General features: G+C 47.9%; 24 protein-coding genes and 1 pseudogene. 21 read left to right on the top strand and 4 right to left on the bottom strand.

Annotated features, from left to right (window positions below; translation table 11 throughout):
- Window positions 1-41: 41 nt before the first annotated feature.
- The 12 genes from KU392_RS00765 to styA all read left to right on the top strand — a co-directional run bounded on the left by KU392_RS00765 (window position 42) and on the right by styA (window position 11,381).
- Window positions 42-2,420, top strand: coding sequence for a xanthine dehydrogenase family protein molybdopterin-binding subunit (locus KU392_RS00765; protein ID WP_217734308.1), 2,379 nt, complete (start codon window positions 42-44; stop codon window positions 2,418-2,420).
- Window positions 2,421-2,472: 52 nt separating this feature from the next.
- A complete protein-coding gene (locus KU392_RS00760) occupies window positions 2,473-2,784 on the top strand; it encodes a YciI family protein (RefSeq protein ID WP_169294253.1) in 312 nt (103 codons plus the stop codon).
- Between the two features lie 20 nt (window positions 2,785-2,804).
- Window positions 2,805-3,473, top strand: a complete 669-nt coding sequence (locus KU392_RS00755) for an SRPBCC family protein (protein ID WP_169294254.1) — start codon at window positions 2,805-2,807, stop codon at window positions 3,471-3,473.
- Window positions 3,474-3,513: 40 nt separating this feature from the next.
- A complete protein-coding gene (locus KU392_RS00750; RefSeq protein ID WP_169294255.1) occupies window positions 3,514-4,008 on the top strand; it encodes a (2Fe-2S)-binding protein in 495 nt (164 codons plus the stop codon).
- A 2-nt stretch (window positions 4,009-4,010) separates the two neighbouring features.
- Window positions 4,011-4,814, top strand: a complete 804-nt coding sequence (locus tag KU392_RS00745; protein ID WP_169294256.1) for an FAD binding domain-containing protein — start codon at window positions 4,011-4,013, stop codon at window positions 4,812-4,814.
- 72 nt (window positions 4,815-4,886) lie between these two features.
- Entirely contained in the window at window positions 4,887-5,747 is an 861-nt protein-coding gene (locus tag KU392_RS00740; protein ID WP_169294257.1) for a fumarylacetoacetate hydrolase family protein, read from the top strand.
- A gap of 36 nt (window positions 5,748-5,783) precedes the next feature.
- Window positions 5,784-6,569 (top strand): ribonuclease activity regulator RraA, encoded by a 786-nt coding sequence (locus KU392_RS00735; RefSeq protein WP_217734306.1) that lies wholly within the window; start codon window positions 5,784-5,786, stop codon window positions 6,567-6,569.
- The gene (locus KU392_RS00730) at window positions 6,562-6,987 is read left to right on the top strand and encodes a cupin domain-containing protein (RefSeq protein WP_169294258.1); all 426 of its coding nucleotides are present in this window, start codon (window positions 6,562-6,564) and stop codon (window positions 6,985-6,987) included. The genes KU392_RS00735 and KU392_RS00730 overlap by 8 nt, the downstream gene beginning before the upstream one ends.
- A 144-nt stretch (window positions 6,988-7,131) precedes the next feature.
- A complete protein-coding gene (locus KU392_RS00725) occupies window positions 7,132-8,244 on the top strand; it encodes a porin (RefSeq protein WP_217734305.1) in 1,113 nt (370 codons plus the stop codon).
- Window positions 8,245-8,322: 78 nt separating this feature from the next.
- The gene (locus KU392_RS00720) at window positions 8,323-9,330 is read left to right on the top strand and encodes an XdhC family protein (protein ID WP_169294260.1); all 1,008 of its coding nucleotides are present in this window, start codon (window positions 8,323-8,325) and stop codon (window positions 9,328-9,330) included.
- 14 nt (window positions 9,331-9,344) lie between these two features.
- Window positions 9,345-9,944, top strand: a complete 600-nt coding sequence (locus KU392_RS00715; RefSeq protein ID WP_217734304.1) for a nucleotidyltransferase family protein — start codon at window positions 9,345-9,347, stop codon at window positions 9,942-9,944.
- A gap of 210 nt (window positions 9,945-10,154) precedes the next feature.
- Entirely contained in the window at window positions 10,155-11,381 is a 1,227-nt protein-coding gene (gene styA / locus KU392_RS00710; RefSeq protein WP_189383491.1) for a styrene monooxygenase subunit StyA, read from the top strand.
- A gap of 133 nt (window positions 11,382-11,514) precedes the next feature.
- Here styA and KU392_RS00705 read toward each other — a convergent pair whose 3' ends face one another.
- Both KU392_RS00705 and KU392_RS00700 read right to left on the bottom strand, forming a co-directional pair.
- Window positions 11,515-12,615: a formylglycine-generating enzyme family protein gene (locus KU392_RS00705; RefSeq protein WP_217734303.1), complete on the bottom strand. Its 1,101-nt coding sequence runs from the start codon at window positions 12,613-12,615 to the stop codon at window positions 11,515-11,517.
- Between the two features lie 25 nt (window positions 12,616-12,640).
- On the bottom strand, window positions 12,641-14,362 hold the full coding sequence (locus KU392_RS00700; protein WP_217734302.1) for an arylsulfatase: 1,722 nt from the start codon (window positions 14,360-14,362) through the stop codon (window positions 12,641-12,643).
- Between the two features lie 336 nt (window positions 14,363-14,698).
- Here KU392_RS00700 and trhA point away from each other — a divergent pair, with 336 nt between their 5' ends.
- Complete coding sequence (gene trhA, locus KU392_RS00695) at window positions 14,699-15,316, top strand: PAQR family membrane homeostasis protein TrhA (protein ID WP_169294265.1); 618 nt, start codon at window positions 14,699-14,701, stop codon at window positions 15,314-15,316.
- 43 nt (window positions 15,317-15,359) lie between these two features.
- Here trhA and KU392_RS00690 read toward each other — a convergent pair whose 3' ends face one another.
- Window positions 15,360-15,614: a hypothetical protein gene (locus KU392_RS00690; protein ID WP_217734301.1), complete on the bottom strand. Its 255-nt coding sequence runs from the start codon at window positions 15,612-15,614 to the stop codon at window positions 15,360-15,362.
- Window positions 15,615-15,989: 375 nt separating this feature from the next.
- Here KU392_RS00690 and KU392_RS00685 point away from each other — a divergent pair.
- Window positions 15,990-17,116 (top strand): IS3 family transposase gene (locus KU392_RS00685; RefSeq protein ID WP_425514640.1). Its coding sequence is split into 2 segments (ribosomal slippage): window positions 15,990-16,248 and window positions 16,248-17,116, totalling 1,128 coding nucleotides; the frame shifts between segments, so codons are not numbered across the junction.
- Window positions 17,113-17,682, top strand: a complete 570-nt coding sequence (locus KU392_RS00680) for an SOS response-associated peptidase (RefSeq protein ID WP_217734300.1) — start codon at window positions 17,113-17,115, stop codon at window positions 17,680-17,682. Before KU392_RS00685 ends, KU392_RS00680 begins: the two co-directional genes overlap by 4 nt.
- A gap of 53 nt (window positions 17,683-17,735) precedes the next feature.
- Here the strand turns inward: KU392_RS00680 and KU392_RS00675 are convergent, their stop codons facing one another.
- Window positions 17,736-18,005 carry a hypothetical protein gene (locus tag KU392_RS00675; protein WP_217734299.1) on the bottom strand — a complete coding sequence of 90 codons (270 nt, stop codon included), beginning with the start codon at window positions 18,003-18,005 and terminating at the stop codon, window positions 17,736-17,738.
- 360 nt (window positions 18,006-18,365) lie between these two features.
- On the opposite strand from KU392_RS00675, the gene KU392_RS00670 reads away from it, so the two are divergent.
- The 6 genes and pseudogenes from KU392_RS00670 to mqo all read left to right on the top strand — a co-directional run bounded on the left by KU392_RS00670 (window position 18,366) and on the right by mqo (window position 22,279).
- Complete coding sequence (locus KU392_RS00670) at window positions 18,366-18,641, top strand: hypothetical protein (protein WP_217734298.1); 276 nt, start codon at window positions 18,366-18,368, stop codon at window positions 18,639-18,641.
- Between the two features lie 166 nt (window positions 18,642-18,807).
- Window positions 18,808-19,312: pseudogene (locus tag KU392_RS14245) on the top strand (alpha/beta-hydrolase N-terminal domain-containing protein); the annotation flags it as partial.
- A gap of 21 nt (window positions 19,313-19,333) precedes the next feature.
- Window positions 19,334-19,696 (top strand): alpha/beta-hydrolase family protein, encoded by a 363-nt coding sequence (locus tag KU392_RS14240; protein ID WP_281421591.1) that lies wholly within the window; start codon window positions 19,334-19,336, stop codon window positions 19,694-19,696.
- A 177-nt stretch (window positions 19,697-19,873) separates the two neighbouring features.
- Window positions 19,874-20,257 (top strand): cupin domain-containing protein, encoded by a 384-nt coding sequence (locus KU392_RS00660; protein ID WP_169294856.1) that lies wholly within the window; start codon window positions 19,874-19,876, stop codon window positions 20,255-20,257.
- A 114-nt stretch (window positions 20,258-20,371) separates the two neighbouring features.
- A complete protein-coding gene (locus KU392_RS00655) occupies window positions 20,372-20,761 on the top strand; it encodes a cupin domain-containing protein (RefSeq protein ID WP_217734296.1) in 390 nt (129 codons plus the stop codon).
- A gap of 15 nt (window positions 20,762-20,776) precedes the next feature.
- Window positions 20,777-22,279 (top strand): malate dehydrogenase (quinone), encoded by a 1,503-nt coding sequence (gene mqo / locus KU392_RS00650; RefSeq protein ID WP_217734295.1) that lies wholly within the window; start codon window positions 20,777-20,779, stop codon window positions 22,277-22,279.
- The last annotated feature ends 55 nt before the right edge of the window (window positions 22,280-22,334 follow it).

Here is a 22,334-nt window from a genome sequence, read left to right as displayed (position 1 = left end):
TTGGTTAAGTGTGCGGCATGGGTATTTGTGGAGAAAAGTAAATGAAAGTAGAGTCAATGGTCAAGGTATCCCAGGGAATAGGGGCACCGCTTCCCAGGGTGGAAGATGTACGTCTGTTAACCGGACAGGGAACCTTTGCGGATGATGTCAATTTACCAAGACAGGCCAGAGGATATGTTTTACGCTCCACAGTCGCTCATGCCAATATTGTCAGTATTGATGTCTCAGGTGCACTGGACGTGCCGGGAATATTGGCGGTCCTGACAGCAGAAGATTATGAACAGGATGGCTTGGGTCATATTCCGTGCGTGAGCATTCCGCCCACCATTACCGGAAAGAAATATCATCCCACCCCATTTCCACCTCTATCCTCAAAGCGTGTTCTGGCTATTGGCAGTCCGGTTGCTTTTATTGTGGCGGAAACGCTTCCTGCGGCGATGGATGCTGCCGAGCGCATACAGGTGGTTTATGACAATATGCCCGCAGCGCCTACCGTAGAGTCGGCGATTGCGGAAAATGCACCGCTGGTCTGGCCAGAGGCAACGGGTAATATTTGCTTCCGTCATGAAATGGGTGACGAGCAGGCGACCAATGCCGCCTTCGAAAAAGCAGACCGTATTGTTAAAAGCCGTATCCGCAGCCAGCGTCTTGCAGGAAACCCTTTGGAGCCTCGTACCTGTATCGGTGCATATCATGAAGCGGACAAGCGTTATCACCTGACTTCATCGGCCGCCAACCCGAGTCGTATCCGTTTGTTGCTGGCAGAACATATTTTCCGTGTTCCCGCTCATCAGGTTCATGTTGTTGCTGGCGATGTCGGTGGCGGGTTTGGTACCAAAGGCGGTCTTTATCCCGAGGAAGTGCTGGTTTTATGGGCCGCCAAACGCGTGGGTCGGCCGGTTAAGTGGGTGGCCGATCGCAGCGAGTCATTCCTGTCCGATTTTAACGGACGAGACCAGGTTGCCGATGCTGAAATCGCACTAAAGAATGATGGTACGGTACTTGGTTTTCGGGTGGATATCCACCACAACCTGGGATGTCAGTTAGGTCCCTCAACCGCGCATCCTCCCTTGGTGGGGTCACGTATGTTGTCGGGAGTTTACGCCTTTCCGGCCATGCATGTCAAAGTAAACGGTGTGTTTACGCACAGCCGTACATTAACCACTTATCGGGGAGCAGGACGTCCCGAGTCCACCCTGATTGTTGAGCGCATGATGGATTTGGCTGCCGCTGAATTGGGTATGGACAGGGTTGAAATCCGTCGCCGTAACCTGATCAGTCCGGCGCAGATGCCTTATCGTACGGCTATTAATGAAACCTATGACTGCGGTGAATTTGAAGCCCTTATGGATGATGCGCTGAAACTGGCCGATTGGGACGGTTTTGATGCACGTCGCAAAGAAAGTGCGGCACGTGGTTTATTGCGCGGACGTGGCTTGTCCATGTACATCGAAGTGGCAGCCACGATTAGCGACAGGATGGAGGTGCGTTTCGATGCGACAGGCGGACTTACGGTTATTGCCGGTACTTTCTCATATGGCCAGGGACATGAAACCAGTTACGCCCAGATGGTCCATGAATGGCTGGGTGTGCCTATTGAAAAAATCAGACTGATTCAGGGTGATACCGATAAAGTGGCCAACGGCCGTGGCAGTTTCGGATCACGCAGTATGACGGTCGGCGGTTCTGCCTTGCTGGCCGCGTGTAACCAGATTATCGAAAGGGGAAGGCGGGTTGCCGCCATCCTGCTGGAATGTGATGAGGAGGGCCTTGAGTTTGCGAATGGTGTTTATCGCCATGCAGCCCTGGACAAGGAAATCACGTTGGACAAGGTGGCCAAGACAACCTATGCCTGGGGAACACCCAAGCCATTGCCGGCTGAACTGTGGTCAGGCCTTGAGGGAAGGGGGTACTTTACAGCGCAACCGCAAAACTATCCGAATGGCTGTTATATCTGTGAAGTAGAGGTTGATCCTGAAATAGGCACAATCACGCTGGTTGATATTTCCGGTATAGACGATGTGGGTAATGTCATTAACCCGCTGATTCTTGAGGGTCAGATTATTGGCGGTATTGCCCAGGCAGTGGGTCAGGCGTTATTGGAAGAAGTCGTGCATGACAAAGATGGCCAGCTGCTGACCGGATCGTTTACTGATTATGCCATGCCTAAGGCAAAGGATTTCCCACGTATCCGTGTGGGCTTAAGGCCGGTACCCACAAAAACCAATCCGCTTGGCGTCAAGGGAGGAGCTGAAACCGGAACCATTGGCTTGCCTCCGGCGGTAGCGTCGGCAGTGATGGATGCATTAAGTGTTTATGGCATCAAGCATATCGATATGCCCTTGACCGCATTGAAAGTCTGGGAAGCCATTCAGCAAAGCAAGGCATCAGGAAAAGCACCGCAAGCGGTTGAATCATAAGCATGAAGTTTGAAATGAACAAATTGAATCAGGAATGTGAAGGGAAATGAGGATGTTGAAGCAGTTTATTGTATACAGGACTGACCGTACCGATGGCAAAGCGGAAGAAATAAGAAAGGCGACGCGTCCGTTGCATGCGGAATATATGAAGCAATTTCATGACCGGGTTCATTTTGGTGGGCCCATGCAGAATAAGGACGGGGTATCTATTGGCGGGATGATGGTTATTGATGCCCATGATGAAGCGGAAGTATGGGAGATGATCAATAACGATCCATTTGAGAAGGCGGAGCTGTCATCAAAAATAGAAGTTTATCAATTCAGATGGCAAACCAAGCGTCCGGCAACTTTGCCGCCCCTTTAATTTTTTTGTGAGACAAAAACATGATTTTAAATGGTGAACAGCAGCTTCCCGTGTCTCGGGAAAAGGTGTGGTCTGCCCTGATGAATCCGGAGGTGCTTCGGTTGTCAATCCCTGGTTGTGAGTCAGTGACTGAGGTGGAGACAGGCGTTTATGCGGTTAGGGTGGTTATTGAAATTGGTCCGGTAAAGGCCCGTTTTAATGGAAAACTTAGACAACTTGATATGAAAGCACCTGAAACCTATACCCTGGCATTTGAGGGAGATGGGGGCGTCGCCGGATTTGCCAAAGGCAGTGCGGTTGTCACGCTGGAAGAGGCGGCCAATCAGGGGACTTTGCTGAAATATGAAGCCAAGGCAGAAATAGGCGGGCGTCTTGCACAGATCGGTTCACGCCTGATTGATGCGACCTCGGCCAAATTGACCAAACAGTTTTTTGAGCGTTTCAGCCAACAATTGCTGGGTCCAGCGCCTGCGGTGGCAGAACCTGCCAAGGTGGCAGCACCGGCAATGGGAACTGCTGTTGCAGCGGCTGGTTCGGCGGTTGCTGCGACACCGGCTTTTGTACCTGCTCCGGTGTATGCGCAAGCGACACCATCCAAATCGGGTGTATCCATTCAAATGCCGGCATGGACCTGGGCTTTCACCGTTTTAGTAATTGCTTTACTGGCTGCTTATCTGGGCTCCAGATAAGGGTGTTTCAGGTCAGGATTTTTACCGAGGTATTCAAAATATGTCAAAAACTACAGTCGCCATTATGGTTAATGGTATTGAGCAGAAACACGAGGTTGAACCCCGTACGCTTTTGGTTCATTTTCTGCGTGAAAATTGTGGCCTGAAAGGGTCTCATGTGGGTTGCGACACGACACAGTGCGGTTGTTGCACTGTGCATTTGGATGGCCGAAGTGTCAAGTCCTGTACCACGCTTGCCGTTATGGCAGATGGAAAAGAAGTGATCACGATTGAAGGGGTGGGAACTCCGGAAAACCTGCATCCGCTGCAGGCCGCCTTTCAGGAACACCATGCCTTACAGTGTGGTTACTGTACACCGGGAATGGTCATGCAGGGGCTGGATATCCTGAATCGTGGCTGTGCTGACAACGAGGCGGTCATTCGTCATGAGCTGGAGGGTAATCTGTGCCGTTGCACCGGTTACCAGGGGATTGTGGATGCCATTCATTCTTGTGCCAGGAAGTGTCAGGGTAGCGTATCGGCAGGGAACGTATAACTATGTATAACTTTGATTATGTGCGTGCGAAAAGTGTTCAGGAAGTCAATGAGCTTTTCAGTAAAAATCCTGAAGCCCGCTTCATTTCCGGGGGTATGACGCTGTTGCCAACCCTGAAACAAAGACTGGCCAATCCGGCATTGCTGATTGACTTACAGGATCTGCCTGAAATGCGTGGCATTACCGTTGATGAAAAGATGGTGTCGGTGGGGGCCATGACCCGGCATGCTGACGTGGCGGCTCACAAGGAAATTGCACAGGCCATTCCGGCCCTGGCATTTTTGGCCAGCGGCATTGCAGATCCTCAGGTTAGAAATATGGGCACGATTGGTGGCTCCATTTCCAATAATGACCCTTCCGCCGATTACCCGGGGGCCGTGTTGGGTTTGGGCGCCAAGGTAATTACCAATAAACGCACGATTGATGCGGATGATTTTTTTACCGGATTGTTCAGCACGGCGCTTGAGAAAGGCGAGTTCGTGATGCGTGTGAATTTTCCACGTGTGCTGAAAGCAGGTTACTGCAAAATGCCCAATCCGGCGTCGGGTTATGTGATGGCGGGATGTTTTGTTTCGCAAACTATGGATAAAAAAATTCGTGTTGCGATTAATGGGGCCGGTCCCTGTGTCTTTCGCCAGCGTGAATTTGAAAAATTGCTTGAATCTGATTTCAGTGTGAACGCAATAAATGCATGTGTTCAGTCCGCAGAGGGTCTGAACGCAGACATGCATGCTTCGGCTGCCTATCGGGCACAACTGGTTGTTTATGCCTTGAAACGGGCCATTGAATTTGCCCAATCGCATTAATTAATGCCGTCGGTATAAATTAAGTTAATTTTTTTAGGCTTTATTAGAGAAATAAGGATAAGTGGAGTAGTCATGAAATTAATGTCTTTTGTAAGTCAGAATCGCTCAACTTTCGGGTTGGTGGAGGGCGAGTATGTTTATGATTTGGGGCGTCGTCTGGGTAATGCTTGCCCGGATCTTCTGTCTGCCATTAAAGGTGGCTGGCTGAACCGTCTGGAAGCGCTGGTGGAAAACTCACAACCTGACTTTCATGTTGACGACGTGGTATTTTTACCGGTTATTCCGAATGCACCGCGTATTTTTTGTGCCGGCCTGAATTATCTTGCTCATCGTGTCGAGGGCAATCGTCCGGATACCGAGGTGCCCGTTATTTTCCTGCGCTTGAATGAATCCCAGGTGGGTCATAATCGCCCCTTGGTTTGTCCTGCAGAGTCGGATCAGTTTGACTTTGAAGGTGAGATTGCGATCGTGATTGGCAAGGGTGGTCGTCGTATTCCCGAAGATCAGGCCTTTGAACATGTTGCCGGTTACTCTTGCTATAACGATGGCAGCGTACGTGATTGGCAATTGGCTACCAATCAATGGACACCTGGCAAGAACTTCGATGCAACCGGAGGTTTTGGCCCCTGGCTGGTGACAACGGATGAGCTGTCTACCGATCGCGTCTTAAGCCTGGTTACCCGTTTGAATGGCGAGGAAATGCAAAGAACCACGACAGACATGCTGACGTTTTCCATTCCTACCCTGATCAGTTTTATTTCCACCTTTACCGCTTTGGAACCCGGTGACGTGATTGTAACCGGTACGCCCGGAGGTGTCGGTTTGCGTCGCAATCCCCAAGTCTGGATGAAAGAGGGCGATGTGGTTGAAGTGGAAGTTGAAGGTGTGGGTATTTTGAGAAATACCATTGTTAAAGAAACTCTGCGTAAATAGCATATGACAGGTTCTATTACGAATTTAGGAGCATATATGATGTCAAAAAACCTGGCAGAGAATACCGTAAAAAGCCAAAATGAATTTGTTCAAATCTCTGAGGAAACCCGTGCAGCCTTGATGAAAAGCAGTACGGCCAATTTGTCCAATGCCTTACTGAAGCGCGGTTTTCGCAATACATTGATGTTGGGTATCAATCCGCTCTCACCCGGGCAGCCCAAAATGATCGGGCCCGCCTTTACATTACGGTTTATTCCGTCACGTGAAGACATCGACACGATGGATGCTTATTCCCGCGATGACAATAAACATCGGGGGGTAATGGAAATCTGCCCGAAAGGCTCGGTGTTGGTTATTGATGCGTTTGGCAACACGCGCGCCTCGTCAATGGGTGACATGATGGCTTTGCGCCTGAAGACACGGGGTGTGGAAGGGGTGGTGACCGATGGCGGATTTCGTGACGTTCCGGCCTTCATTAAAATTGGATTGCCCGCGTTCCAGCAAAGAAGCGCAGCGCCTGCAACACCGTTAAGCATGCATCCGCTTGAGTGGAATGTGCCAATTGGTTGTGCCGGTGTCTGTGTTTATCCGGGTGACATTATCGTTGGTGACGGGGATGGAGTTGTGGTGATTCCCCGTTATCTGGTTGATGAGGTGGCCCATGAAGCAGCCGAGGCTGAAATGTACGAAGAGTTTGTTGCCTGGCACCTGGAGCGTGGCCGTTCATTGATTGGCTTGTTCCCTGCCAATGTTGCCAGTAAGGAAGAATATAACCGCTGGGTAAAAGAAGGGCGTCCGGCATTGGAGTTTTACTATGCATGAGCAAAATAAAGTACTTTGTGAAACCTTGGAGGTTTTGTTGAATACCCGGGACCTGGATCCTGAACAGTGGATTGATTATCCCGAGTATGGTTTCCGGCAGTATTTCTTATGGAAAAATCCAGACACCGGGGCCAGCATTGCCTTGCTGGAGTTCCAGAAAGACGGTCGTATTCCCGTTAAACATACGCATGCCTCGAATCAGTTCATGTATTGCCTTGAGGGTGATTATGAATATGTTGACGTTGGCTTGAGATTGAAGCCCGGTTCATTCTATATGAATCCAGTTGGGCATCCGCATGGTCCAACTATTGCACACGAACGTAGTGTGCTGATCGAAATTTATGATGGTCCTCACTATCATGAAAAACCTGTCTTTCATACTGATGAAACGATAGGTGATTTTCTTGCCAAGTCTTAATTAAAGACATTTAAGCAAACGAAGTAAAAAAATACCGTGTAAAACGGAGGGTTTTCTATTGCCTTCTGTTTTGCACAAAATCATTCAAGTGATTGATTTTATTCAAATTAAAAATATTATTATTTATTAAAAAAGGAAGATGGCATGGAGAAGAAGTTGGTGGCAGCAGGCTTGGCCTGTTGCCTGGCAGGTGGCATTGCACACGCAGAGCCGGAAAAAAAAGATAGTGTGCAAATTTATGGTTTGCTGGATATAGGTGTATCGTATATTTCAAATCAGGGAGATGACCGGCGTTTTAGGACGGATTCAGGTATTTACACACCTTCATTTATTGGATTTAAAGGCAGTGAGCATTTAAGTGATGGCACAAAAGTCATTTTTGATTTGCAAAGCCAGTTTGATATCCATGAAGGCAAAACCATTCCCGGACATGGTCTTTTTGGCCGTACCGCAATTGTAGGTTTGGATAGTGATCGATATGGCCGCCTGACATTAGGTAACCAATTCGATTTCATGTGGGATTCCCTGACCATTTCCAGGAATGCGGCGGGGCCCAGTGCCGGCGGTTTATATACGTTTAGACAAGGTCCTTTTGCAAAGTTGGGTATCCCCTTTAATGCAACAGGAGGGTCTGATTGGGACAGGACAGCCGGAGAACAAGTGCATAATTCTGTCAAGTATAGAACACCAGATTTTGGCGGTTTTACTGCAGGCGCACTATATGGCTTTGGCTCTGGGCCCAATAGGTCGACTAAAGACAGGACGCTCAGTTTCGGCCTGAATTATAAATCGGGGCCTTTTGGCATTGGCGCTGCCTATACCGATGTGAAATATGGGGTGGACGCAGCCATGATGCCGGTACAAACACCTGTGCGGACATGGGGTGTGGGTATGCACTATGCGTTTGAGAAAGTGACGGCGATTGCCTTGTTTACCAAAACCAGTAACCGTTCCAATAAGGCATCTGTTTATGCGGCTGAAATTGGCGGAAAATGGCAAATTGATCCCAAATGGGCATTAGGTGCCAGCTATAACTATATGAAAGGCAATGCACAACTGAATAAAAATCATGCGCATCAAATTAACTCGACGTTGTCGTATTCTTTGTCAAAACGCACGCTGGTTTATGTGCAGCAGATTTACCAAAGAACCAACAAGGATGCCAGAGCCAGCATCAATGGTTTATTTGGACCTGACGATGCTTCCTCCAGCAGAAACCAGTCTATTTCCCGGATTGGTATTCAGACGTTTTTTTGATAGGCGAAAACCCTTTTTCTTATCGAGAGGGCAGGTTTGACTTATCATGTCGTGACTAAATAAACATAAGGAGGACTCATGGAAAATCTTGATGTAATGGTTTTGCGTACCTTGCTTGAGTGGCGTCAACGGGACCAGAAAGCGGTCTTGGTGACGGTTGTCAGGACATGGGGTTCTTCACCTCGCCCAATCGGTTCTATCATGGCACTGTCAGAAAGTGGTGCCACCGTCGGTTCTGTCTCGGGAGGCTGTCTGGAAGATGACCTTATTCTCCGTTTTGGATCATCTTCAGGCATTCAGGATGGTCCTCCCGAGCTGATCAAATATGGGGTAACCGCCGACGAGGCACACCAGTTCGGATTGCCTTGTGGCGGAACCATCGAGCTTTTTCTGGAGTTTAACACCGATGTGAAAGCTTTGGCCGAGTTGGTGGCGGAACTGGATGCCGGAAACCTGATGAATCGGGTTGTCCGGCAGGAGGACGGTAACGTTGTGTTGTCGCGTGCACCGGCACCCACACCCTTGCGGCTTGAAGGCGGTTTTTTGTCAAGCTGTTTCGGTCCTGAATATCGTATGCTGATTATCGGTGGAGGGCAATTATCCGAGTATTTGGCCACCATGGCTTTGTTTTGCGGTTTTGATGTCACGGTGTGTGACCCACGTCTTAATGCAGATAAACAATGGTCCATACCACGGGCCAAGTTAACCACTCTGATGCCTGATGACGCCGTGGATGCGTTCAGGCCAGATGCCCGTACCTGCATTGTTGCGCTAACGCATGATCCGAAACTGGATGATCTGGCCTTATTGCAGGCTTTGGAAACAGATGCTTTTTATGTGGGTGCTATCGGGTCACGTAAAAACAGTCGTGCCCGAAAAGAAAGAATGATCAGGCATTTTGACCAGACCGAGGCATCACTGGCACGTTTGCGCGGACCAATTGGCGTCTATATTGGCAGCAAGACACCATCAGAAATTGCCGTCAGTGTGATGGCCGAAATCCTGGCCGTGAAAAATGCGGTCAATTTGCCACCGTCTTCTGATGTTGCTTATGCCAAAAACATTGATGTTGAAAAAGTATTTTAGCCCGGGGCAGACATATGGAGAAACCTCAAAAAATAGCGGCCATTATTCTGGCTGGCGGTAAATCCATTCGTTTTGGCACAGATAAACGTCTGCTTGATGTGAATGGTGTGCCTATGTTTCTTCATACGGCAAAAAAAATCCAGCGTATTCTGGGCTCTGATGTCTGGGTGGTGCTTAGCAACCATTCCCGGCAACATATCGACTGCTTAAAGCGGGAAGGCATCTCTTTTCTGGAAATGCCGTTTTCGTCCTCTGGCATGGGTGACTCGCTTTCCTATGCGGTCTCCCATCTTGAACAATATGCCGGCTGGCTCATCAGTCCGGCAGATTTGCCACTTATCCAGGTATCAACCCTGCACAGTATGGTGGCTTCTGCGACTCATGCAAAATTGGCGGCCCCTTATTATCAGGGGCAACAGGGACATCCTGTCTGGTTTGCCAAGACGTTTTTTAACGATCTTGTCAGTTTGGGAGGCGACAGGGGCGCCAGGAAGATCCTGCAGGACAATACCAATGACCTAACCCGGGTTCCTGTTGATGATCAGGGGTGCGTGATGGATTTTGATACACCTGAGTCGATTGAGAAAAACAGGAAACATTTATTTCTGTCTTGAACTTTCAGTCTTGATTTTAAAAAAACAATATAACTTTAAAGTAATGTGGTGTGCTATTTTATTTCATTTGAATATTTTATGGTATCAATTTAAGATGAAATGGCGATGTGTGTTTTATTTGTAAGATATTGATTCAAATATATTTTTCATATAAAAAATCGCTTTTTTCCATTATAAGAATTTAATTGATATTTAAAGGAGTTTATTCAGATGAATAAAAAAATTGCCATTGTGGGTGCGGGTGTCGGTGGGCTTCATCTTGGTTTATATCTGCGTCAGCATGATGTGGACGTCACTATCTATACCGATCGCGAACCGGAAGAATATGCCGGTTTGCGACTGCTTAATACAGTCACCCATCATGCAATTACCGTTGCACGTGAAAAGGAGCTGGGCGTGAACCATTGGTGCGACGAAACATATGGCTATCCAGGCCAGACCTATTATTTTGGTGGGGAAAAACCTTTGCATTTTCGTGGTGATTTGGGTTCTCCCAGCCGGGCGGTTGACTACAGAATTTATTTGCCCCAGCTAATGAATGATTTCCTTGAACGAGGAGGCAAGATTCAATACAAAGACATTCAGGCGGCAGACCTGGCCGGATTGGCCAAAAGCGTGGATCTGGTGGTGGTGTGCGTGGGTAAGGGAACATTAAGGGATGTGTTTGCACGCAATGAAAAACTCAGTCCGCATTCAGCGCCTCAACGCATAATTTGTGCCGGTATTTATACAGGGATTGCCGATGAGGAACACCGTAACGTGACCTTGTCCAACTCTCCTGGAAATGGTGAGATTATTGATTTGCCTACCGTGACCTTCCAGGGCGCGGGTCATGCATTGCTAACCCTGAACATACCTGGCGGTGACACAGAGGAATGGGCGCATTTGAATTATGATGAAAACCCCCGTCGTTTCCTTGATGCCATGTTGAAAAAGCTGGAGAAGTATCACCCAACCATTAGCGCACGCATTGATCCGGCCAAGTTCGATCTGGCTAATGGTTCCCGTGATTTATTGCAAGGGGGAGTTATACCCGTGGTTCGTGAAGGCTATATTGGCCTTGGTGATGATAAATTTGCCATTGCGCTGGGCGATGCGCATGCCACGGTGGATCCCTTGATGGGGCAGGGGGCCAATATGGCTTCTTATAGTGCCTTCGTGTTGGGTGAGGAAATTGTCAAGCAGTCGGTCATTGACGAGCGTTTCTGCCAGATCGTGGATGATAAACGCAGGGATCGCGTTGAGTGTGCCACCCATTGGACCAATTTGTTCCTGAAACCGCCCCGCCAGGAAACCATGCAGGCGGTTGCGCAAATGAGTGAGAACCGGGACATGTGTGATGAATTCACCAAAGCCTTCAATCGTCCCGAAGAGCAATGGAACCGTTTTGCAACTGGTGCCCGTACGCAACGATGGATCAATTCCTGGATGAATTAACAGCTCAAATCCAGGCATGAAAAATAAACCTGTTTTAATTAACAGGTCAGATTACTGATAAACCCCCTGTTTTTTGAGTAGCGGGGTTTATTTTTTATTGTCCATTTTATTTCATCCGGAAAATGGACAAGGTTTAATCTTTTGTCAGTTTTTCCCATTCCTCCATGCTCATGGCCAGCCTGAACCCCACGTTGGCCGAGCTGCTGTACGGGTCTTGTCCCTGTCTTGCGCTAACACGGTATCCTTCGCAATATGTTTCACTGCATAAAAAGGAACCGCCACGGATAACCCGGGTGGGCGCATCCGGCCTGACCCTGCTTGGGTCCAAGGAAGCCTCTGGTCCTTGGGGATTATGATTTGACGGGTTTTTGGTCTGTATCACAAAGGAATCGGGACGATACCAGTCGGCGACCCATTGCCAGGCATTGCCGGCCATGTCATACAGCTTGTAATCGTTGGCCTCAAAACTTTTAACGGGAAGTGTGCCTGGTAAAACCTTGGCTGACTGCACAGGAAAGGCTGAGCTGGCTTCATCCCAGGTGTGGGCCATTGCCTTATTGTCAGGCTTGAGGATATCTCCCCAGGCATATGTGGCCTGATCCAGTCCGCCTCGGGCGGCATATTCCCATTCCGCCTCTGTCGGTAATCGTTTTTTGGCCCATTTGGCATAGTTGATGGCATCTTCATACGAAACCTGTACAACAGGATGGTTTCCCTTGTCTTTGATATTTGAACCCGGTCCGTTGGGTTGTCGCCAGTTTGCACCAGGGGCATATCGCCACCATTGAGAGTAATCAGCCAGTGATACCGGTTTTTCGGTTGAAATAAAAACCAGGCCTCCGGGAACTAAAACGGAATCATTCGGACGAGGGGTGCCTTCAGGCAATTGGACGCTGATGGTTTCCCAGTCCGGTTTTTTTTCTGCCGTCGTGATGTAACCCGTTTCGGCAACAAACTTCTCAAAATCATCATTGGTGACATGATGCTGGTCTATCCAGAATCCATCCAGGGATACCAGATGGGCAGGACGTTCATTGGGTTGTGACTTGTCACTGTCACTGCCCATCAGAAACTGTCCACTGTCAATCCAAACCATTCCACGAGGACCATTCACCCCATCTCCGATTTGCACGTGTTTGGGCGTAGCCTGAGCCGTTTGACAGAAATGACTGCCTGCACTGATCAGCAAGGTTAGGACAAGCATGGATGTGCCGGGTAAATATTTTCGTTTCATGACGGGTATCCCTGATGATTACTGTTTAGTCTTTAATGATGATTTGTGTTGGCAGGCCTTTTCTCCAATCAAAATAATTGAAAAGACCTTGGGCCAGGAACTCGGAATCCCAGTTAAGAACGTTATGTTCTTTGGCCCAAACCTCATACTTTTTCACCATTTCCTCAACAATTTCAGGATGCTGACTGGCCAGGTCACGGGTTTCAGTGCGGTCATTATCCATATCAAAAAGTTGCCAGCGCTCTTCACCAAAAGGTTTGGGCAACCAGCTTAACTTCCATTTGCCCATACGATAAACCTTATTGTTGAACAGCTCTTCGCCACGCTCAAAGTTGTCAGGTCGGGCAGAGTCGGCTTTTCCTTGCAGGACATTGGCAAAGGACACCCCTTTTAATGGGGCCAGCGGGATGCCATTACGTGTTTCGCTACGCTCGGCGTTGGCCAGTTCCAGAATGGTGGGGTAAATATCTTCAACGCCCAGAAAAGCGTCATTAATGGAGCCGGGCTTGCTGACGGCAGGGCCTTTGACAATCATGGGTGATAATGTGCCGCCTTCGGTCATGAAGAATTTGAACAGCTTGAACGGTGCCGAGCTGGCTGCTGCCCATCCAGGCCCTACGCCGGCATAGGATTTGGGGGCACCGAGGTTTTCGTAAGACGTATCAAACTCCTGTGCAATCCATTTTCCGTCCGCATTGCCTGGATAGAAATCCATGTAGGAAGGAGAGGGGCCATTATCATGGAAATAAAAGATCATTGTGCTGTCATAGGCTCCTGATTTTTTCAGTTCGGCAACCACTTTGCCAATATTCATATCAATATTGTCAACCATGGCGGCATACACTTCCATCAGACGTTCTTGATATTTCTTTTCATCGGGGCTGAGCTCATCCCAGCGTTTTTGCATCGGGGCAGCAGGAGACATCACGCTGGTTTTGTGTACAATTCCCAGACGCTTCATGTTCTCAAACAGTTCTTCACGGTGCTTTTCATAACCGGCACTGAATTTTCCTTCATACTTTTTGATGAAATCGGCAGGCGCATGCAAGGGGTCGTGAGCGGCCTGGAAAGAAAGGAAACCGAAGAATGGCTTATCCAGCTTCTCGGCTTCCTGTATGTAAGAAATGAATTTATTGGTGTAAAGATCGGATGAGTACTCGCCGGTATCCCTGGGAATGATTTTGCCGTTTTCGGAGAATTTGTTTTTAGGATGAATGGCAACCAGACTGGAGTCATCCCAGTGGCTTCCACCAGCACTAATCAGGATATAGGATTTATCAAACCCCCTTGCTTCAGGCAGCTGTTCCGGTTTGGCGCCCAAGTGCCATTTGCCGGTGATGAAAGTGAAGTAACCATTTTCCTTCAGGGCTTCGGCAATCGTATTGGTTTTTTCGTTCAGGGAGCCAATATAGCTTCCGGGATAGTTGTCCATTTCAGGGGTGCGGTATTCACCCATGGCACCCATTCCCGCCAAGTGGTTATCAACCCCGGTCATTAACTGGGCGCGTGTGGGTGAGCAGGTTGGATGCACGTGATAATTGGTAAAACGCATCCCTTCGGCCGCCAGTTTATTCAGTTCGGGCGTTTGAATAACGGTTTGACCAAAGGGTTCTATATCATTGAAACCGATATCATCGCCAAGAATGACAATGATGTTGGGTGGTTTGGGCTGGTCAGTTTGGGCAACCGCAATCTGGGCCAGCGATAATGAGGCTATGGCCGTAAACAAGAGTTTCTTGATTGACATTGTAGTGATGTCTCCTTTCAAACAGATATTTTTGATATTTTTTGTACATACTAAAATTTTTATACGTGATAACAGAATAATTTATATCTTAAGCTTCAATTAAAATGACAAATGCTTCTTACTGAAGCATGCTGATCTTAGTAAGAATCATTCTTTTGTGTCAATTGAAAAAGAAGTAATAAAACTATGCCTTTTTGGTTATGGGCTTAGTAGCAAATTGGAAATAAATTTTATGCGTTTATTTGTTCTCGAGCGGGGGAAAGGTAACGGGTATGGTGTATAACTTAATAAAAATTGGCGGTACCACAGAATGTTGGATGAAAAAGGAACAGGCGAATGTATTACGGTGAACGGTTTAACAGTATTTCCCACTTGGCAGGGGCAGGGCTGGCGGTAGTAGGTGCAGTATTGCTTATTGTGCTTGGCGCACAGGCAGGCGATCCCTGGAAGATTGTCGGTTTCAGCATTTATGGGGCCATGCTGCTTTTTTTATACCTGGCGTCCACGCTTTATCACAGCCTGCGCGGCAGGGCCAAGCGGATCTGGTGCAAGTTTGACCATTGTTCCATTTATCTTTTGATTGCCGGCAGCTATACGCCCTTTGCCCTGGTCAGCCTGCGGGGTGCCTGGGGATGGACGTTGTTTGGAGTGGTATGGGGGCTGGCCGTGCTGGGCATTGTCCAGGAAATCTGGCTGGCGCGCGGCAAACGGGTGTTTTCAATGCTGCTTTACGTGTTAATGGGTTGGCTGGCAATTATCGCGCTATTCCCGCTAATGGAGGCATTGGGCCGGGACGGCTTTTTATGGCTGCTGGCCGGTGGTGTGGCTTATACGGCGGGTATTTTATTCTATGCCAACGACAGTCGCTGGCGTCATGCGCATGGTATTTGGCATTTGTTTGTGCTGGCGGGCAGCGGTATTCATTATGTCACTATGTTGAGGTATGTGGCTTGATTTTTTCCTGTTGGCACGGAACAGTTGCGCTTAGTCAGGCCGCTTACTGCTTAATTCCGCATGCTTTCATAAAAGCAGTTGTGGTTGCGGTTGACCCGGATACGCCGATTGCTTCTGAGTAATTGTTATCGTTTCCAAGCATAATGCCAATGAGTATTTTGGATTTTGCGGCTTGAATTTGTTTGAGCGCTGTTACCGTTTCTTCTGGATAATCTTTGCCAAGGACGCTGGCGTGATAATAATGCTCATTTCTACGCATCAAATTAGCAGAAAATCTAATTGGGGCTTCGTCATCCACTTTGAGAACCAAAGTGACAGGAGCCGAAATACTGCTGGTTTCATTATTTTTTGTTTGATACTCATTGTTTTTTCCTGTCGTTCCGCTGCATCATACGCAAGGTGGATAATAATGTTACCTTAAGTTGATTTAAGAAACAAATATGTGTCAATTTAAATGTGCTTATAAATTAAATATAAAGCCAGTATATTTATTTATTCGTCCTCATCAAAATAATCAGTATCAACTTTGGGTACTTTGAAAATTCTGGATGAAACCCCAACTTCATAATCCATCATTAAATTAACCAAGCGAATGCCATCCGTAAACTTACCCTAAAAAGGCACAAGCCAAAACCAGAGATTTCTGCCATTATCATCTTTGATGGAGGAAATCATGAAGCGATCTAAATTTACAGAAACTCAGATTGTGGCTATTTTGAAATTGGCTGAGCAAGGCATGAAAGTGACCGATATTTGTCGCGAGCATGGCATCAGCAACGCGACTTATTACCAGTGGAAAAGCAAGTACGGTGGTTTGGAGGCGTCGGATTTGAAACGATTGCGGGACATCGAGGTGGAAAATGCCCGTCTAAAGAAAATGTATGCAGAATTGGCTTTGGAGAACGCAGCGATCAAAGATTTGCTGGGAAAGCTCTGACGCTGGAGCGACGACGTGAAGCGGCCTTGCACTTGGTTCAGCAAGGTTCGCTTTCCATTGCCCGGGCATTTCGTCTGACACGCCTGTCTCGTCGCAGTTGGTACCGGCCTGACCCCAGTCAGCATCGTCTTGAACGTGATCAACCTATCATTGATGCGCTTAACGCAATCGTGCAAGATCCAACGCGATCCCGTTGGGGCTTCTGGAAATGTTTTTATCGATTGAGACTGGATGGAAAACTCTGGAATTTCAAGCGAGTGTGGCGTATTTACTGTGCGCTGAATTTGAACCAAAAACGTCGCACCAAAAAACGCTTACCCGAGCGTGCGCCAGCGCCTTTGGCAGTGCCTGCGGAATCGAATTACAGTTGGTCTTTTGATTTTATGAGCGATGCACTTTACAACGGTACGCGCTTTCGTGTGCTCAATATCATTGACGAAGGCGTCAGGGAAGCCTTGGATATCGTGATTGATACCTCACTGCCGGCCACCAGAGTGGTGAGAACGCTGGAGCAACTTAAAGCAGAAAGAGGCCTGCCTAAAATGATTCGCGTGGATAATGGTAGTGAAATGACGTCGCTTGCTTTTACACAGTGGTGTGAAGCACATGACATCAAGATTTGTTATGTTGAGCCAGGCAAGCCAAACCAAAATGCTTATATAGAGCGATTTAATCGCAGTTATCGCACCGAAGTCCTGGACCCGCATTTGTTCTCATCGCTGGATCAGGTGCGAGACCTCAGTTGGGCCTGGATGTTAAGTTATAACGAGGAACGACCCCATGAGTCATTGGGTAACTTACTACCCAGTGAATTTAAACGACAGTTAGCAGCAGAAGCTTCTAGTTATGAACTGTGCGCTTGACGGTAAGCTTACGCATTGCGCCCCAGCAAATTGCGCCGGTTATTAAAGAGGTGGATGGCAGGCGGGTGTTAATGCATGCCATCTGGGGCCTGCGGCCATCATGGGCGAATGAGGCCATGCCTAAACCCATCAACGCAAAAGTGGAAACGGCGGCAGAAAAGCCGTTTTTCAGGAATGCCTGGCGGCGGTCAAGAGTGATCGTACCGGCCAATGGGTATTACGAATGGAAAACCACCGCTTCGGGTAAGCAACCGTATTTCATCTACCCGGAAGCGGGCCTGTTTGGGTTTGCCGGGTTGCTGGAGTTTCATGAAGAGGTACCCAACTTCACCATTATTACCACCGCAGCCAATGCGCTTACCCAAGAAATTCATGACCGCATGCCGGTTATCCTACAATCGGCTGATTATGCGGCCTGGCTGAGTGAAGGTAACAACAGTAATAATATGCTGTTACGGAAAATAGCCGGGCAGTATCCATCGGAAAAAATGCGTATGCAAATGGCGAATAAGGCGGTGGGAAATGTGAGTAATGAGGGTGCGTTTTTGTTGGGTGCCTTTGGCTGAGTGACCCTGGCTATAGAAAGCGCGGGGCTATTACAAGGGAACAAAGGTATAGGTTAGAACAAGCGGTTGATAATCCTTGCGCCCCTCATTACCAGGAAAATAAAGCTGCCCATTAATACAATCCCGGTTCCGACGATGCTTAAAAATGTCAAACCACTTTTGACTCGCATCCATAACATCTCTGTTGCGCTAACTTCCACGCGTTCTCCATTTTCATCGTATTTGTGTGATCCCCCAACAAAGAAGCCACCCATCATATGAAGAAACAAGATCACCGCAATTATCAGCGCAACGACAGATAAAGCATCAATAAACAAACTCAAACCTCATTCCTAAAAACATTAAATTTAAAATTTTTTAAAAAAAGCATACACCAACCAAACAAAAAGAGAATTGATCAGGGAAACGGTAAAGTAGGCAAGTGTATCAAATTCAGCAAAAAATACTGCTTTATCGTTGATTTATTTACCTTTGTAAAACTCTCTGCTGAAATTTATTTCTTGTTGCGACTTTCTATGTAGGCTGAAATTTTTCTATTTGTTTTAATTATTTACTAGTTTTATGATTTTGCTTGGATTGCACGGACCTTGCTTTCATACCCCTGGATCAAAATAATCCATTGGCATGAAATTTGATATTTTGTAATATGTATATGGTTTTGATAATTTAAATTAGGAAATGCCATGATATTTATTTTTTATTTTATGCTTGCATTTATATCTTTGGCGACGATTCCATTTGCTTTCCCTGTCATATTGATCTTTGCGATTGTTCATTTGCTGGAAATTAATAGAAGCAATAAACAGAAAAAAATAATTGTCAAGGCTTTAAAAGAGGCGGGGTTAAGTGCTCAACCTGTCCCTGGCGCACAGAAAAACAAGTCCGCACCTTCATTTTTAAAAATTCTAATTATCGTTTTTATTATTGTATTGGTGTTGGCCGCATTGCAGCCCAATTAAAACCGGATAACCAGCAAAAATTTCAGCTGGTTACGGTCAATATATTTAGTTATGGTTTTCGTTACAAAATACCAGGCAGTCACTGCGCCAGTCAGGGCAGAAAATAGTCTTCAGTCTTGCATCTCATAAGACTGAACATATATCACTTACAGAGACATTAAATAAAATGCGAAATTTCTTCAGATCTATATGTGGATTTGGACTCATATTGGGTGCATTGCTGTTTGCCGCATCCTTAACTCCCAGCCTGACTCCACGAAACCAGGTGGTGCAGGGGGGGCTTTCCGGTTTTGCTTTTGGGGCAGGTTATGGCATTGGCGTTGTGTTACGCAGTGTTTATCGTTACCTTGAACTGCCAGGCCTGTCTTCAGCCAGTTTAAGGGTGGTAAGACCGGTTGCCATTGTGGCTTGTCTGGGTTTAATGGCAACAGCCCCTTATCATGTCAAAACCTGGCAAAATGCTTACTGGCAAGCTGTATCAACGCTTTCCGCGTCGGGTTTCCACGGTGGCAGGTGTAGTGCTGGCGGTATTTCTCATCATCACGTTAACCAATGGTGTTTTGGTTGAATATACATTCCGGGTGTTGGATCGTTCGTTTCAGCAATACGATGCACTATTAGAGCCCGATCGTCCCCAACCGCTTATCGCGGAACGGGCAGGCAGTATTAATTCAAAACTGGACTGGCGTGAATTGGGACGGGCGGGAAGAGAGTTCGTTGCATCGGGTCCGAGTGCCGCCGATATTACCGCTTTTACCGGTCAGGCAGCTTTTGAACCCATACGGCTTTATGCCGGTTTGCAGGTGGCCGACAGTCCCATGGAGCGTGCCCGCTTATTGCTGGATGAACTGATCCGCGTGAAGGCTTTTGACCGCTCAACATTGGTCATCATTACGCCAACCGGAACGGGCTGGGTGGATCCTTCGGCCATGGATGGGCTGGAGTACTTGCTTCATGGTGATGTGGCCAGTGTGGCTTTACAGTACTCTTATTTGAATAGCCCGATGTCACTGGTTTTTCAGCCAGAAAGCGGGCTGGAATCCGCACAGGCGTAACTTTGCTTGCCCGGCAATAAATAGTATAGAACTGAATAATTATGTGACAATTAAACCACATATCGCATTATTAATTGAGATTCAGTGTTTCTAACAGACAGCCATCGTATACATTAACATCAAGGAAATATAAAGCAGGTTATGGTTGGCTGACTGATATAAGAAAAAGGAGAAAACATGTTGCGGTGCGTACGCGTATATACCGATTCCAGGGGGCAGGTACAGGCACAGGAAGGCACATTGAAATACGATGAGGCTGAACGGGGTGATTTCACAACTGCTCAAATGAGCGCAAACAAGGTTTTTTTCAGGCATACGCCGGCGGGCTTGGCCTCAGCGTGGCACCCGGATCCCAACCGGCAATTGGTGGTGACCCTGAAAGGACATCTGGCTTTTGAAACCGAGGCAGGTCAGCATTTCGAGATCAGGGCAGGAGATGTGCTTTTTACCGAAGAAACAGGTGGGAAAGGACATCGCTGGCGGATGATTGGCGACGAACCCTGGGTAAGGGTTTATATCACTTTGCCCCAGGACGCGGTTGTACCGTTTATGGAAAATTGATTTTGTTGTGCTGAAATTTTTTGTCTGTTTGCTTTTCAGGTCATTCACCGGTGCGCCATTTTGCTGGCAGAACTGGTTAATAAAAAATAATCAGGAAAAAATGGAGTTCAAGCAATGATTCGTTGTGTGCGTTTATTTACGGATGAAACGGGACAGTCCGATTTTGAGGAAGGCCAGTTGCAAATGGATATGAAGCAAGGCCAGGACACGAGTACCCTGATGGCTTCAGCCAGATTTGTTTCTTTTCGGGAAACACAAAGCGGGGGCAGTTTCGATTGGCACAATGCACCAACCAATCAATTTGTGATTACCCTGCGGGGAATATTGGCGTTCGAGTCACGTACGGGAAAACGTTTTGTTCTGCATCCCGGTGATGTTTTATGGGCCGAGGACACAACGGGCGGAGGACACCGTTGGCATTTGGTCAATGATGAACCCTGGTTCAGGGCTTATGTGGCCCTGTCCCCCGATACTAACGTTCTTTTCATTCCTGACTCACATTGATGAGAGGTTAATTTTATGAGTATCAATCCGGTATCCGAACAGGCGGATTTTATATTGGTTGGTGCAGGCATCATGAGTGCCACGGTAGGCACAATGCTCAAAGAGTTAATGCCTGATGCCAAAATTATTATTCTGGAAAAGCTGAATGATTGCGCGCAGGAAAGCTCTAATGGCTGGAATAATGCGGGCACTGGCCATGCGGCCAATTGTGAGCTGAATTACACACCGCAAAAAAGCGATGGTACGGTGGATATCAGCAAAGCACTGGAAGTCAATACCGAGTTTGACCTGTCGCGGCAATTCTGGTCGTACCTGGTTGGGCGTGGCGTGATTGACGATCCTGCCAGTTTTATCCGTTCCTGCCCGCATATGAGTTTTGTCTGGGGAGAAGGTAACGTCAGGTTTTTACGCGCCCGCTACGAAGCCATGTCCGCCCATCATTGTTATCACGGCATGCAGTTCAGTACCGACCCTGCCGAGATCGGCAACTGGGCCCCGCTCATCATGGAGGGGCGTACAGGTAATGAACCGGTGGCGGCCACCCGCATGATCACGGGCACCGATGTGGATTACGGCACCCTGACGCATACGCTTTTTGGGCATCTTGAAAAGACTCCCGGTGTACAGGTGCATTACAACACCACCGTGTCAGACCTGACACGTAATGCAGACGGTCAATGGGAGGTCAGTGCCCATTGTTCAATAACCCGTGAGAAGCGGGATTACCGGGCATCTTTCGTCTTTGTGGGGGCGGGTGGCGGAGCCCTGGAACTGCTGCAAAAAGCGGATATCCCAGAGGGGCAGGGCTACGGCGGCTTTCCTGTTGGGGGCATTTGGCTGCGCTGTGATGTTGATGAGCTCAGCCAAAGGCATCATGCCAAAGTTTATGGCATGGCGCCTACCGGTTCCCCGCCCATGTCGGTACCGCACCTGGATACCCGAATCGTAAACGGCAAGCGTTCCATTCTGTTTGGCCCGTATGCCGGTTTTTCCACGCGTTTCCTGAAACACGGATCGCTCACGGACTTATTCCGGACCGTGCGACCCGCCAATGTGATCCCCATGCTGGATGTGGCCAAAGACAACTGGGACTTGACCGAATACCTGATTACCCAGGTGTTGCAAAGCGGTGAGCACCAGTTTGAAATGTTGCGCCAGTTTTATCCATTGGCGACAAGGGGAAATTGGCAGCATGTTGTTGCAGGTCAACGGGTGCAGATTATCAAGCCTACTCATGAGCATCATGGGGGGCGCCTGGAGTTCGGTACCGAACTGATTGCGTCTCAGGATCATTCCATGGCAGCCTTGTTGGGGGCTTCTCCCGGGGCATCCACGGCGGTATTTATTGCGCTGGAGCTTTTGCAAAAATGCTTTGCAGACAGGCTCAATGCCAATGACTGGCTTCCCAATCTGCAACGCATGATTCCCACTTACGGGATTGATTTAAAGCTTGATGGCGATGCTTGCAAAAATATCCGCCAGCAAACAGCAGAAGTGCTTAAACTCGATAATATTTAACAAACAATTTTGTCAAGGCCGCCCCTTTCCGTCGCTGGGTGGGCGGTTTTCAGGG

The sequence above is a fragment of the Advenella alkanexedens genome (genome assembly GCF_019132845.1).
Classification (GTDB): domain Bacteria; phylum Pseudomonadota; class Gammaproteobacteria; order Burkholderiales; family Burkholderiaceae_B; genus Advenella; species Advenella alkanexedens.
Note: the sequence above shows the minus strand (reverse complement) of the source record. Positions and strands in the feature narration are given on the sequence as shown.